We start from the raw sequence: 13,085 nt of genomic DNA, 5'->3' as shown, positions 1-13,085 counted from the left end.
GGAATTCTCGGGTTAATGCATTCGTGGTCAGATTGCTTGTGCTCGCCTTCTTCGCGCTGTCACGCGCGGCGGTAGAGCCTCAGGTGCGATGGTCAAGACGCGTGGAAGTCGAAAACTCCCCCGCCGTCTGGACGTCACCTCGCCCGGCCTCTTTAGCGCTGACGTATCTATCCTGATCCAACGGTCGCGGGTCCATGCCGGAAATCCGCATTGCGACGACCGTTGCCACCGTACTGCCGTACACATTCAGGGCCGTGCGGCCCATGTCGAAGAAGGCATCCAGTCCGAGGATCAACACGACAGCCTCGACGGGCAGACCGACTGCTGTCAGGACGATCGTGATCGCAACGATGGCTCCGGACGGCACGTTTGCAGCGCCATCGATGGTGACGATCGTCAACGCGACGACCGTGAGCATCAGTGGCCATGTCCAGGCCAGGTGATAGGCATCCGCCAGATAGCCGACGGCCAGAGCGGTGTAGAGTACGGCGCCGTCGCGATTGAATATGTAGGATAACGGAAGAATTGTCGATGCCACGGAAGGCGGAACGCCAAGATCCGTCAGTTTCTTGAGGTGAACCGGAAACGTGATTTCCGATGAGCGCGTGGTGAAGGCGAGAATCAGCGGCTCACTGACGTGCTTGATGATCGCGATGGGTGAGTGGCCGCTCAGCCTGACCATCACGCTGAGGATCACGGCGAGAATGGCCATGCCGAGATAGGCGACGCCGAGTAACCTGATAAGCGGCGCGATGCCCGCCAGGCCTTTGGATGCCAGCAGCGCCGCCATGCCGGCGAGAATCGCGAGCGGCGATAGCGCTACGATCCATTGTGTCATTTTGAACAGCGCCGCCAGCATGGATTCCAGCATTGCAATGAGCGGCGCGGCCCGCTCTTCTATCGCGGATAACGCGGACCCGAGCAGGACACCGAAAACGAGGATAGGCAGCGAATTTCCTGCCGCCAGCGCGCTGACGATATTGGCCGGTACCAGGTCGACCACGAACTGCGTCCAGTCGAGGCTGCTAGCCAGATTCGCAGGCAGGGCGGCGGTGTGCATGAGACCGGCGCCTAGACCTGGCCTGAAGAGCATGTTTAGCCCAAGACCGAGGACACTGGACACGACCGTCATCGCCAGAAAAAATCCGATACTGAGGACGGCCGTCTTTCCCAGTCGACCTCGTTCCACGCCCATCTTGAACACGCCGACCGTGACGGACAACAGAATCAGCGGCATGACGACCATCCTGATCGCATGGCCGAAAAGCGCGACGAGAAACGTGAGCTTGCCGCCCACGCCCGGAGCAAGAATTCCGACCAATACCCCTAGCACGAGCGCAATCAGCATTTGCGCCGGAACGGAGATTTTCCTAGTTCGACGATTCATGTTGGCCTTGGATAATCTGGATTCGCGCATCGGTTCCATCCACGATGTGATTCCACATATGCCGCCGTGCGTCGTCCGGCGCTTTACCCGCGATTGCTGCATAGATATTCAGGTGCTCTAACGTCCCCCGTCGGACGGTGGCGGCGTCGCTGCGCGGCAACTCGTTGAGCGCCAGGCCCGTTTGCGCCCGCAGTCCCGCGTAAGTCGTGAATAACCGGTCATTTCGCGAAGCGACGAACATCTCCTGATGGAATTCCCAGCCGGTCCTTTGCTCCTGCATCAGGTCGATCGCATCGGTATTGATGATTTGCTGCAACTCGTCGATCGCCCTGATCATTCCATCCGTTGGGCCGTTGATCGCGGCAAGGTAAGCCGCCGTGCTCTCCAGGGCGAGACGCACCTCGAAGATCTCGCGCAGATCGTTCGTGGTGGGCGCGGCAACGTAGGTGCCTTTTCTTGGCACCACCTTCACCAGGCCCTCGACGACCAATCGTTGGATGGCTGAACGTACGGGCGTGTGGCCAAGCATCAGTTCATCCGCGATGCTGCGCGGCGAGACAGGCTGGTCGGGCGCGAGCCGGCCGTCGAGAATGCGTGAGCGGATCTGCGCGTACGCAGCTTGCGTATCGGATGGAGCGTCTTCGAGCATGTGAGATCTCAGGTGACTTGCTCATGCGGGATTTCGAGACGAGCCAAGGGTAACGTATGGCGTGTGCGAGCGAACCTGTCAGCCCTGACAGGATGATCTGATGCCGGCGTGCGAAGTTTGCTGGACGGTATTGCGCTGTCCGAGCGGACCCGGTAATTTCGCTCGAATTAATACGTTCGATGCCACCGGCGAACATGTCGCCGTGCTTCTGTTGGCGCCCGATCACTCAACCGCTCTACCTTGTAGCGTGGATATTCACGAATCATGTCCCAGCAACGCACGCTTTTCTCGGTTTGCTCCGTTCCCGTGGAATGGGTTTATCCGTTGCGCACCGCTGTTTTATTGGAGGGACGTTCCGATTCTTGCCGCTTTCGCGGGGACGAAGAGGCGTCGACCTTGCATCTCGCCGTTTATCAGAACAGCCAGATCGTCGCGGTGGCGAGCGTATGCCGCGAGGCATTGAGTGGTTCGGTTAGTGATGCCGAATGGCGGCTACGTGGCATTGCCGTAGAAGAAGGGTTACGCGGATATGGACTTGGCCGGTTGCTGGTCAAACTGTGTCTCGACCACGTTCAGAAGGAAGGGGGACGGCTAGCGTGGTGTACCGCCAGGGAATCCGCACGAAAGTTTTATGAACTGCTGGACTTCGTTTCTTTTACACCGCCGTTTACGCTGCCGTCGCGAGGCGATGTTCGATTTTACGAAATGCATCATGTGCTGCCCGGTAAGCATGGCTCGGATGTCGATTGATTCGGGTTCCTCAGTTTGAGGTTGCGGGATTCGCCGTCTGGAGCGTCTTTTCACCTGTGACCAGGTTCGGCGCATCCCTCGTGCATTAGTCCGCTGTCTCTGTAGCGGTTGCCTCGGACTGCACTAACTCTCGCACGATCAGATAGACCGCCGGCAGGTCATCATCGTCGCGCCGCCAGTCAACGGGCTCATCGAGGTCGGCGCCGCACAGGCGACTGTCACCAAACCGGGCGAACATCATGCGGACGCTTTCTTTATTGCGGGCACAAAAGCCCGGATTCTCGAACACCTGCTCGTCAATCGTCAGCAGCGTGCGCCAGGTCGGCGCTCCTGAGCCGCTAGAGTACGCGCGCCGGCCACCGCCAAGGTGACGCTTTGCGACCGTGACGATGACCTGCTGCAGATCGAGCGAGGCGCTCCGCAATTCACGTTCAAAAGCGACCTGGTTGACGTTGCTGATTTCTGATTCAAGAGCAGTAGCGTTGATCATGATGTTGTTTTAGTCAAAGGGCTAGGCGACGGATCGCGTCAAAGGTGACGCTTGATAGGCGTCTCGCCACGCTGCGCGAGTAACTGACGGATCTGGACAAGGTAGCTATCACCGACCGTGCAGTCTTCAACAGGGCGGCTGCGCTGATGCGGCGCCGGCGGGCGCACGCCCAGATAGCGGCACACCGCGGACAGATACGGCCTGCCGTGGGCTCCCAGATGCCGCGCAGCATTCGCTACGCGCACGTCCCCTACGTGCTTGCACAACCAGGCAAGCGTTTCGCTGTCGTCGTCGTTCAAAATGCGTATGAGATGGTTCATGGCTGACCCTGTATAAACATACACCTGTAAATCTATACAGTATTTTGGTCAGATGCAAGCGCCGGGAGTGGAAACGTGATCTTTGCCGCTGAGGAGGCGATGGTCGAATGTGTGAAGGGGAGGTACGCGGAGGAGGGGTGCTAATGTGGTCGCGCAAAGCAAAAAGGCCGGTTAGCTTTCGCTAACCGGCCTTTTAATTCTTTGGTGGGGCGTGAGTGACTCGAACACTCGACCTACGGATTAAGAGTCCGCTGCTCTACCAACTGAGCTAACGCCCCCAACAGACTGCAAATTATGAAGAAGTTTTTGCGACTTGCCAAGCCCCTTTAGCAGATTTCTTAAAAAAATTCGCAACGGGCCAGGTGGCAGGCCCCCGGCAAGCCGCCCGAAGGACCCAAAAACGCGCAGCGTTTATCGGTCCCGGTATCATGTGCCGACACCATGCCGCGAGACGCCTCACGCGGCTTACCGGGGACAAACGATGGATGACAAAGCGATAGCTGAGCTGCTCGACCGCGTACTGGCGCCGTGGGTGCGCACGCTTGCGCTGACCCCGGTGAAGGTCGATGAAGAGAGCGCCACCATGCGCCTGCCGTTCTCCGGCGAACTGCGTCATTCAGGTGGAGTGATCTGTGGCCAGGTCTTCATGGCGGCGGCGGATACCGCGATGATCGTCGCCATTTCCGCAGCGCTCGACGGCTTCAAGCCCATGACCACCGTATCGCTGAACATCAACTTCATGCGCGCCGTGCGCAAAGGCGACGTGCTGATCACGGCCCGCGTTCTTCGCATGGGCCGCAATCTGGTCTTCGGTGAGGTCGAACTGTTCGACGAGGACGGCAAGATGGCCGTCCACGCCACCACCACGTACGCGCTGCTGTCATAAGCGCCGCACGTCGCAGTCGCATTCCAAGGAAAAGGAACAATGTTCGATCAGGTCGTATTCGCGGGCGGCGGCAATCGCTGCTGGTGGCAGGCGGGATTCTGGGACATCGTGCAGCCGGAACTCAAGATCCGGCCGCGCGTGATCACCGGCATTTCGGCGGGTGCAGCCACGGCGTGCATGCTGTACACGCGCGATTCCGACTGGGTCATGCGCTATTACGAAGAGGCGTTGCGCCACAACACAAAAAATGCCTATTGGGGCAATCTGCTGCGCGGCGAATCGGTGTTTCCGCACTATCGGATCTACCGTAAAGCGCTGCTCGATATCTACGGCGACAAGTTCGCAACCCTCGCACAGGCGCCCGAGATCCGCATTGGCGTGTCGCATCTGCCGCGCTGGCTCGGTGCCCGCAGCGCGGTCGCGGCGGGCCTGATCGCGTACAACATCGAAAAATACGTTCGCAAGACGTTGCATCCCACGCTCGGCCAGACGCTCGGCTTCCATCCGGAATTCGTACGGGCGCAGGATTGCGCGACGGTCGAAGATCTCGCAGACCTGATCCTGCAGTCGTCCTCGACGCCGCCGTTCACACCGGTCTTGCGGCGCAACGGCCGGCCGGTGCTCGATGGTGGGATGGTCGACAACGTGCCGGTCGGCGCGCTCGATGAAACGCCCGGCAACGTGCTAGTGATGGTCACGCGTCTATATCCGCGGCCGCAGACGTTCGTCGTGCCGCATGGCGCGCAGCAACGGCTGTATGTGCAGCCGTCACGCAAGGTGCCGATTTCGAGCTGGGACTACACGAGTCCGTGGCAGATGCAGCACGCGTATAGCCTTGGCCGCGCGGATGGCGAGCAGTTCCTGACGCGGGTGCCGCAATTGCTCGAACTGGCGACGCACGACTGACGGCGCAGGCGCACTGTGCGTGGCGCCTACGCCTTGACTCACCATTGAAAGAGAGCCTGAACCGGGTCAACTCCGGGCGCGGTTAGCGCCGACGTCCACCCTGCAACGCTTCCGGATTCGCCACGCTCGACGTATCGCCAGCGTCGAACGCCAGAATATTCTTGAACGCTGCGGTGAAATACAGCTCGTAGCTCTCACGCTCCACGTAACCGATGTGCGGTGTACAGATCACGTTTTCCATGCGCAGCAGGCTGTAGCCCTGCAAAATCGGCTCGCTTTCGTAGACGTCGATCGCGACCATCCCCGGCCGGTTGCGCGCCAGCGCATTCACCAGTGCGTTTTCTTCCAGTAGTTCGGCCCGGCTGGTATTCACGAGCAGCGCGGTGGGTTTCATCCGCAGCAGGTCTTCCTGCTTGACGATCCCGCGCGTGTCGTCGTGCAGGCGCAGGTGCAAGGACAGCACGTCGCTCTGCTCGAACAGGGCTTCGCGGCTCTCGGCCACGCCGTAGCCATCCGCGCGTGCGGCTTCCAGCGTAGGACCTCGTCCCCACACCAGCACGTTCATGCCAAACGCCTTGCCATACCCCGCCACGAGGCGGCCGATCTTGCCGTAGCCCCAGATCCCGAGCGTCTGACCGCGCAACACCTGGCCCAGGCCGAAGTTCGGCGGCAGCGCCGAGGTCTTCAATCCGGACTGCTGCCAGGCCCCTTGCTTAAGGTTTGCTACGTATTGCGGGATGCGCCGCTGCGCAGCCATGATGAGTGACCAGGTCAGCTCGGCCGGCGCGACCGGTGAGCCACTGCCTTCCAGCACGGCGATGCCGCGTTCGGTACAGGCGGCGAGGTCAATGTGGCTCGAGACCTTGCCGGTCTGGCTGATCATGCGCAAATGCGGGAGTTTATCGAGTAGTTGGGAGCTGATGCGGGTGCGTTCGCGGATGAGCACCAGCGCATCGACCTCCGACAGGCGGCTGGCCAGTTGGCCGAGGCCGCGCACGGTGTTGTTGAACACCTTGACGTCCTGGTCGGCGAGCAGCTGAAAACAGTCGAGCTTGCGGACGGCGTCCTGGTAATCGTCGAGGATGGCAATCTTCATAGTATGGGTGTTTTTGCGGCGCACCACAAAGGTGCAGAACGGAGTGTTAAGCTTGCTGTCCCAACATGTGAGGTAGATCACACGCTGGTTTGGATGGATGCCTTATTGTAGAAAAGTACCGCACAGACGGCATGACTACGCAAAAGGCAAGAGTTGAGAACGTTTTTAACAGTTTGTTGCCATCCGATGCAAGCCGCTTTACAGACGGTTGCAGAGGGCCGCTGATGGAGGGCGTTGGGCAACAGGCTCATGGCCCATCACGACCTGCACAATCGTGCGGCAGACAAGCCTGACGCGACTGGATTGACGCCTCTCGCAGCAGCGTCGTAGGGCTCGTACCGTTTTTCTTTTTGCTTACAAACGAAACGGAGACAGCTCGATGAATCATCCCGCTTTTGCAGGACTTCCCGCCATTGAGGCGCCTGTCTGGGTCAAAAATCGCAAGCTGATCGACTGGGTTGGACGCGTCGCCGCGTTGACCAGGCCCGATCAGATCGTCTGGTGCGATGGCTCGGAGGAAGAATACGACCGGCTTTGCGCCCAGATGGTCGAGGCCGGCACGCTCAGAAAACTCAATCCGTCCAAACGTCCGAACTCTTATCTTGCGTGGTCCGATCCGTCGGATGTTGCGCGCGTCGAAGACCGCACTTTTATCTGCTCGCAGCGTCGCGAAGACGCGGGCCCCACCAATAACTGGATTGCGCCGGCGGAGATGCGCACCACGCTCGACGGCCTCTTCGACGGCGCCATGCGGGGCCGTACGATGTACGTCGTGCCGTTCTCGATGGGCCCGCTCGGCTCGCCGATCGCACATATCGGCGTCGAATTGAGCGACAGCCCGTACGTGGTCACCAACATGCGCATCATGACGCGCATGGGCCGCAAGGTGTACGACGTGCTCGGCAGCGACGGCGATTTCGTGCCGTGCGTACATTCGGTCGGTGCACCGCTTGGCGAAGGCGCGCAAGACGTGGCATGGCCGTGCAACGACACCAAATACATCGTCCATTTCCCCGAACAGCGCGAAATCTGGAGCTACGGCTCGGGCTATGGCGGCAACGCGCTGCTTGGCAAGAAGTGCTTCGCGCTGCGGATCGCTTCCACCATGGGCCGCGCCGAAGGATGGCTCGCGGAGCATATGCTGATTCTCGGCGTCACCTCGCCGGAAGGGCGCAAGCATCACGTGGCGGCGGCTTTTCCGTCGGCGTGCGGCAAGACCAACTTCGCCATGCTGATTCCGCCGGCGGGCCTGAACGGCTGGAAGATATCGACGATCGGCGACGACATCGCGTGGATCAAACCGGGCCAGGACGGGCGTCTGTACGCGATCAATCCGGAGGCGGGCTACTTTGGCGTGGCTCCTGGCACCAGCGAGAAGACCAACTTCAACGCCATGGCGACGCTGAAGGAGAACGTCATCTTCACCAACGTCGCCCTGACCGACGACGGCGATGTCTGGTGGGAAGGCATGACGGACGAGGCGCCTGCCCATCTGATCGACTGGCAGGGCAAGGACTGGACGCCCGCCATCGGCAAGGAAACCGGCCGCAAGGCTGCCCATCCGAATGCGCGTTTCACCGCGCCGGCTTCGCAATGTCCGTCGATCGACGCCGATTGGGAAAATCCGGCGGGTGTGCCGCTTGACGCGTTCATCTTTGGCGGCCGTCGTTCGACCACCGTGCCGCTCGTCACCGAAGCGCGCGACTGGGTCGAAGGGGTCTATATGGCTGCGACCATGGGCTCGGAGACGACGGCCGCGGCGGCCGGCCAGCAAGGCGTCGTGCGGCGCGACCCATTCGCCATGCTGCCGTTCTGCGGCTACAACATGAGCGACTACTTCGCCCACTGGCTGAAGACCGGCGAGCGCCTCGAGCGATTGAACGCGAAGCTACCGAAAATCTTCTGCGTGAACTGGTTCCGCAAGGGTGCGGACGGCAAGTTCGTCTGGCCGGGTTTCGGTGAAAACATGCGCGTGCTGAGCTGGATGGTGGGCCGCATCGAAGGCACGGCCCGGGGTGAAGAACACGCGTTCGGCATTTCACCGAACTACGAGGATCTCGACTGGAGCGGCCTCGATTTCACCCAGGCCCAGTTCGAAACGGTGATCTCGGTCGACGACGCGGCGTGGGGCGCCGAGCTCGCTTTACACGCGGAACTATTCGACACCTTGCAGCAAAACCTTCCGTCGGCGCTTCGCGATGCCAAAACAACCCTTGAGGGACGACTGACCGCTTAATCACGTGAGTGGTCACTTCGTTAAAAGACCGCCTTCGGGCGGTTTTTTACTTTTCCGCACCTTGCTGAGGTTTTTGAGGGGCGCATCCGGCCCGCTAGCAATATTGCTCTCTGTTCTAGGAATAAACCCTATGTTAGGTGCGATGCAGCATATTGTTTCTTAAAAAGGAACAATCGATGATTGTGCACAGCACTTAGGGGCTCGATGATACGAAATCTAATGAAAAATAAGCCTTCTTGAGCAACTTCTGCACGATTTCGCGAGTCGTAAGAGAATTCCCAGTTCGCTTTACTGGCCGAATCGGTTTGTCAGGAAGCAGCAACACGGCAGGAGTTGTCTTATGGATCATTTGCAGTCGATGCGAGTTTTCGTCCGCGTGGCGGATCTCGGCAGTTTTGCCCGCGCGGCCAGCGCAATGGATATTTCAAACGCAGTAGCGACCCGCCATGTGGCCGATCTCGAAGGCCGTCTCGGTACCCGCCTGCTCAACCGCACCACCCGCAGTCTTTCGCTGACTGAGTCGGGTCAGGTCTATCTGGAACGCGCCCGCCAGATTCTCGACGAACTGGAAGATGTCGAGCAGATGGTGGTGGCGCGCAATCACGAGCCCGTCGGCACCTTGCGCATCGTCGCGCCGGTGGTGTTCGGGCTACACAACCTCGCGCCGGTGCTGCAGACCTACGCCGAGCGCTATCCGAAAGTCATCCCCGATGTCACGCTGGTTGACCGTCAGGTCGATCTGGTCGAAGAAGGTTTCGATGTTGGCGTCGTCATCGCACGCCAGATGCGCAGCGCAAGCATCGTGACGCGGCGCCTCACCACGGGCTGTATGACGGTCTGCGCCACGCCCGCGTATCTGGAGAAGCACGGTACGCCGACGCGTCCTGAGCAACTGCTGGAGCATCCGTGCCTGTCTCTGCCGTCCGAATACTGGGGCGACGAACGGGTCTTCACCGGCCCGGACGGCGAAGTGCGGGTTCGGCCCACCAATGTGATCGTCGCGAACAACACGGAGATGCTGCGTCAGTTTTCGTTGCTCGGAATGGGCATTGCGATCCTGCCGAGCTATCTCATTGGTCGCGACATGACGCGCGGCCGTCTGGTGCGTCTGCTTGGCGACTACCGTTTGCCGCAGGTCGAGATCAACATTGCCTACCCGAGCCGCCGCCACCTGCCGGCCAAGGTGCGCACGTTCATCGACCATCTGGTCGAGCATTTCAGCCAGACGCCGAATAGCCTGCTGGGTGAGCAATGGATCAAGGACGGCCAGGTGCGACCCGCATCCGCGCCGGGGCGCGCTTCGTCGGAAATCGCACCGCCCGAAGCGTTCGACGGCGCTGAACCGCTGTCGCGGTTGCTGGATAGCGAACTGTCGCCGAAACTGCCTGCCAAGGCGCCGTCATCACGGACGCGGCCGGCTGCGCTATCGCCGCTTTGATGAGGTAGCGGTGATAACGTGACGCGGTGGTTGCGCGGCACGCTAGACGCGCTGTTCATGCAAAAAGGCGCTGCCAATGCAAATGGCAGCGCCTTTTGTTTTGGTGCGGCAAACGTGCGGCGCTGTCAGCTTTTACCTGATAACGCTGCCGGCAATAAAAAAGGCATAGTCCGCTGACGCGGCTATGCCTTTTTTCTTTCACCGTGGCGGTCACTGTAGCGACCGCCACCGCACACTTACGAGCCAGTCTTGCGCACCGCCGTCTTCTTCGCGGGTGCTTTCTTGGCCGCTGCCGTTTTTGCGGCGGGCGCCTTCTTCGCGGCGACTTTTTTGGCCGCTACTTTCTTTGCCGGCACGGCCTTCGTCACTACGCTGACCTCGTCGTCATCCGTTTCCGGCGCGGTTTTGGCTGCAGCCTTGGCCGCCGCTGTCTTGGCGGCGGTTTTCGCCGACGGCTCTTTCTTCTCGAACTCGAAGCCGATCTTGCCGTCGCTCTGCTTGACGAGGAATGCCTTGAAGTTGCGGCCGGTGCGTGACGACTTGAAGTTCGTCAGCAGATCGGTGCGTCCTTCTTCGAGCAGCTTGCCCATCTGCTCGCGCGTGATTTCCTGCTGGAGAATCACCTTGCCCGAACGGAAGTCGCAGGTCTTCGGATTGGCGACCGAGTTCTCGCAGACGTAGCTCATGCCGTGTTCGTACACGTGAGCCTTGCACTTCGGGCATGCGCCCACCGGCTGCTGTTCGGAGAAATCGGGCACTTCGCCGTCTTCGCCACCCGAATCCTGACCGAAGTCGAATTCGAGCTTGTAGTTCTTGATCTCGTCGTCGAGCGACAACTTCAGGATCGCCGAGAACGGCCGGCCCATCTTGCTACGGAAGCCCGACAGCGGTCCGATGGTCTTGTTTTGCAGCAGTTCTTCGACTTCCGGAATTTCGAACTGGCGGCCGCCCGGGATCTTCGAGATCGAGAATTCGCACTTCGAACACGCGAATCGCCGGTAGTTTTCCTTCACCTGACCACCGCAATTCGGACAAGGCGTTTCGAGGGTGGAGTAGTCGCCCGGGATGGTGTCCGAGTCGTATTCCTTCGCGCGCTTGACGATGGTTTGCGTCATGCGGGCAATTTCCTGCATGAACGCATCGCGGGGCAAGTTGCCGCGCTCCATCTGCGAGAGCTTGTATTCCCATTCGCCGGTTAGCTCGGGCGCGGTCAGCTCCTTGACGCCGAGGCCGCGCAGCAGGGTCATCAGCTGGAAGGCCTTGGCGGTCGGAATCAGATCGCGGCCTTCGCGGATCAAATACTTTTCGCCGAGCAGACCTTCGATAATCGCGGCGCGCGTCGCCGGCGTGCCAAGACCCTTGGCGGCCATTGCTTCGCGCAGCTCGTCGTCTTCGACGAGTTTGCCCGCGCCTTCCATGGCCGACAGCAGGGTCGCTTCGTTGTAACGCGCCGGCGGCTTGGTGACGAGTTGCTGGGCGGCGATCTTGTCGGTCTTGACCTTCTCGTCCTTCTGCACCGGCACGAGGTTGGCGTCTTCACCGCTGATTTCGCGGCCGTAGATCTGCAGCCAGCCCGGTTCGACCAGCACCTTGCCTTCGGTCTTGAAGTGATGGCCGACCACTTCTGTGATCCGCGTGGTCACCCGGTATTCGGCAGCGGGGAAGAACACCGCCAGGAAGCGCTTCACGACCAGGTCGTAGAGCTTCTGTTCCGGCTCGGACAGATTCTTCGGCGCCTGCAGCGTGGGGATGATTGCGAAGTGATCGCTGATCTTCGAGTTGTCGAAGATGCGCTTGTTCGGCTTCACCCAGCCCTTGTCGAGCACCTGCTTGGCGAACGGCAGGTAGTTGTTGCTCTCCTTGAGCATGCCAAGCGTCTGCTTGACGGTGTCCATATAGTCTTCGGGCAGCGCGCGGGCGTCGGTACGCGGGTACGTCAGCACCTTGTGCCGTTCGTACAGCGCCTGGGCGAGACCGAGCGTGTTCTTGGCCGAAAAACCGAAGCGGCCGTTGGCCTCACGCTGCAAGCTGGTCAAGTCGAACAGGGCCGGCGACAACTGCGTGGTCGGCTTGGATTCTTCCGTCACCGTGCCGATCTGGCCGCGGCAGGCCGCGACGATCGTTTCGGCGGCGGGCAGCGCCCACAGACGCGAGTCGCGTTTTTCCGGGTCGAACTCGTCGCGCTTGAACTTCGGGTCGAACCAGCGGCCCTCGTAGAATCCGGCGGCGCAGACGAACTCTGCTTTCACTTCCCAGTAGTCGCGCGGCACGAAGCGGCGGATTTTTTCCTCGCGCTCAACCACGATCGACAGCGTGGGTGTCTGCACCCGCCCAACCGTGGTCAGGAAGAAGCCGCCGCCCTTGCTGTTGAAGGCGGTCATGGCGCGCGTGCCGTTAATGCCAACCAGCCAGTCCGCTTCTGAGCGGCAACGTGCTGCATCGGCGAGCGGCTGCATTTCCTCGTCGCTGCGCAGACGGGCGAAGCCGTCGCGAATGGCGGCGGGCGTCATCGATTGCAGCCACAGACGCTGCACCGGCTGTTTGGCCTTCGCGTGCTGCGCGATCAGGCGGAAAATGAGTTCCCCTTCGCGCCCCGCGTCGCATGCGTTGATCAGGCGTTCGACGTCCTTGCGCTTGAGCAGCTTGCTCAGCACTTTCAGGCGCGACTCGCTCTTTGCGATCGGGTTCAGGTCGAAATGCGGGGGGATGACGGGCAGATTGGCGAAACTCCATTTGCCGCGCTTGACTTCGTATTCTTCGGGCGCGGCGATTTCCAGCAAGTGGCCGACTGCCGAGGAAAGGACGTAATCGTCACTTTCGTAGTATTCGTCATGCTTGGTAAAACCGCCCAAAGCCCGCGCGATGTCGTTCGCGACGGAAGGCTTTTCGGCGATGATCAGTGCTTTGGACATGACTGGATATGAGTT

At 60.5% G+C, this 13,085-nt stretch carries 10 protein-coding genes, 1 tRNA gene and 1 pseudogene; 5 read left to right on the top strand and 7 right to left on the bottom strand.

The window, feature by feature from the left end; all coding sequences use genetic code 11:
* Nucleotides 1-187: 187 nt before the first annotated feature.
* Both P3T43_RS26335 and P3T43_RS26330 read right to left on the bottom strand, forming a co-directional pair.
* Nucleotides 188-1,387 (bottom strand): annotated as a pseudogene (locus P3T43_RS26335) (dicarboxylate/amino acid:cation symporter); the annotation flags it as partial.
* Nucleotides 1,371-2,036 carry a GntR family transcriptional regulator gene (locus P3T43_RS26330; protein WP_429283935.1) on the bottom strand — a complete coding sequence of 222 codons (666 nt, stop codon included), beginning with the start codon at nucleotides 2,034-2,036 and terminating at the stop codon, nucleotides 1,371-1,373. The pseudogene P3T43_RS26335 and the gene P3T43_RS26330, both read right to left, overlap by 17 nt.
* 264 nt (nucleotides 2,037-2,300) lie before the next feature.
* Between P3T43_RS26330 and P3T43_RS26325 the strand changes: the two genes are divergently transcribed.
* Complete coding sequence (locus tag P3T43_RS26325) at nucleotides 2,301-2,786, top strand: GNAT family N-acetyltransferase (protein WP_429283934.1); 486 nt, start codon at nucleotides 2,301-2,303, stop codon at nucleotides 2,784-2,786.
* Nucleotides 2,787-2,871: 85 nt separating this feature from the next.
* Here the strand turns inward: P3T43_RS26325 and P3T43_RS26320 are convergent, their stop codons facing one another.
* From P3T43_RS26320 to P3T43_RS26310, 3 genes are all read right to left on the bottom strand, one after another.
* Nucleotides 2,872-3,276 carry a DUF2471 domain-containing protein gene (locus P3T43_RS26320; protein WP_429283933.1) on the bottom strand — a complete coding sequence of 135 codons (405 nt, stop codon included), beginning with the start codon at nucleotides 3,274-3,276 and terminating at the stop codon, nucleotides 2,872-2,874.
* Between the two features lie 38 nt (nucleotides 3,277-3,314).
* Nucleotides 3,315-3,596 (bottom strand): hypothetical protein, encoded by a 282-nt coding sequence (locus tag P3T43_RS26315; protein WP_429283932.1) that lies wholly within the window; start codon nucleotides 3,594-3,596, stop codon nucleotides 3,315-3,317.
* 202 nt (nucleotides 3,597-3,798) lie between these two features.
* A tRNA-Lys gene (locus P3T43_RS26310) sits at nucleotides 3,799-3,874 on the bottom strand.
* Between the two features lie 203 nt (nucleotides 3,875-4,077).
* Here P3T43_RS26310 and P3T43_RS26305 point away from each other — a divergent pair.
* Both P3T43_RS26305 and P3T43_RS26300 read left to right on the top strand, forming a co-directional pair.
* On the top strand, nucleotides 4,078-4,482 hold the full coding sequence (locus P3T43_RS26305) for a PaaI family thioesterase (RefSeq protein ID WP_429283931.1): 405 nt from the start codon (nucleotides 4,078-4,080) through the stop codon (nucleotides 4,480-4,482).
* 39 nt (nucleotides 4,483-4,521) lie between these two features.
* Nucleotides 4,522-5,388, top strand: a complete 867-nt coding sequence (locus tag P3T43_RS26300) for a patatin-like phospholipase family protein (RefSeq protein WP_429283930.1) — start codon at nucleotides 4,522-4,524, stop codon at nucleotides 5,386-5,388.
* An 82-nt stretch (nucleotides 5,389-5,470) separates the two neighbouring features.
* On the opposite strand, the gene P3T43_RS26295 is transcribed toward P3T43_RS26300, so the two are convergent.
* Nucleotides 5,471-6,484 carry a D-2-hydroxyacid dehydrogenase family protein gene (locus P3T43_RS26295; RefSeq protein WP_429283959.1) on the bottom strand — a complete coding sequence of 338 codons (1,014 nt, stop codon included), beginning with the start codon at nucleotides 6,482-6,484 and terminating at the stop codon, nucleotides 5,471-5,473.
* Between the two features lie 379 nt (nucleotides 6,485-6,863).
* Here P3T43_RS26295 and P3T43_RS26290 point away from each other — a divergent pair, with 379 nt between their 5' ends.
* Both P3T43_RS26290 and P3T43_RS26285 read left to right on the top strand, forming a co-directional pair.
* Entirely contained in the window at nucleotides 6,864-8,720 is a 1,857-nt protein-coding gene (locus tag P3T43_RS26290) for a phosphoenolpyruvate carboxykinase (GTP) (RefSeq protein ID WP_429283929.1), read from the top strand.
* Nucleotides 8,721-9,060: 340 nt separating this feature from the next.
* Complete coding sequence (locus P3T43_RS26285) at nucleotides 9,061-10,158, top strand: LysR family transcriptional regulator (protein WP_429283928.1); 1,098 nt, start codon at nucleotides 9,061-9,063, stop codon at nucleotides 10,156-10,158.
* Nucleotides 10,159-10,394: 236 nt separating this feature from the next.
* On the opposite strand, the gene P3T43_RS26280 is transcribed toward P3T43_RS26285, so the two are convergent.
* Entirely contained in the window at nucleotides 10,395-13,070 is a 2,676-nt protein-coding gene (locus P3T43_RS26280) for a DNA topoisomerase III (protein ID WP_429283927.1), read from the bottom strand.
* Nucleotides 13,071-13,085 lie beyond the last annotated feature (15 nt).

The sequence above is a fragment of the Paraburkholderia sp. GAS41 genome, assembly GCF_050436545.1.
Classification (GTDB): Bacteria; Pseudomonadota; Gammaproteobacteria; order Burkholderiales; family Burkholderiaceae; genus Paraburkholderia.
The sequence above is the reverse complement of the archived record's forward strand: the minus strand, read 5'-3'. Positions and strand labels throughout refer to the sequence as shown.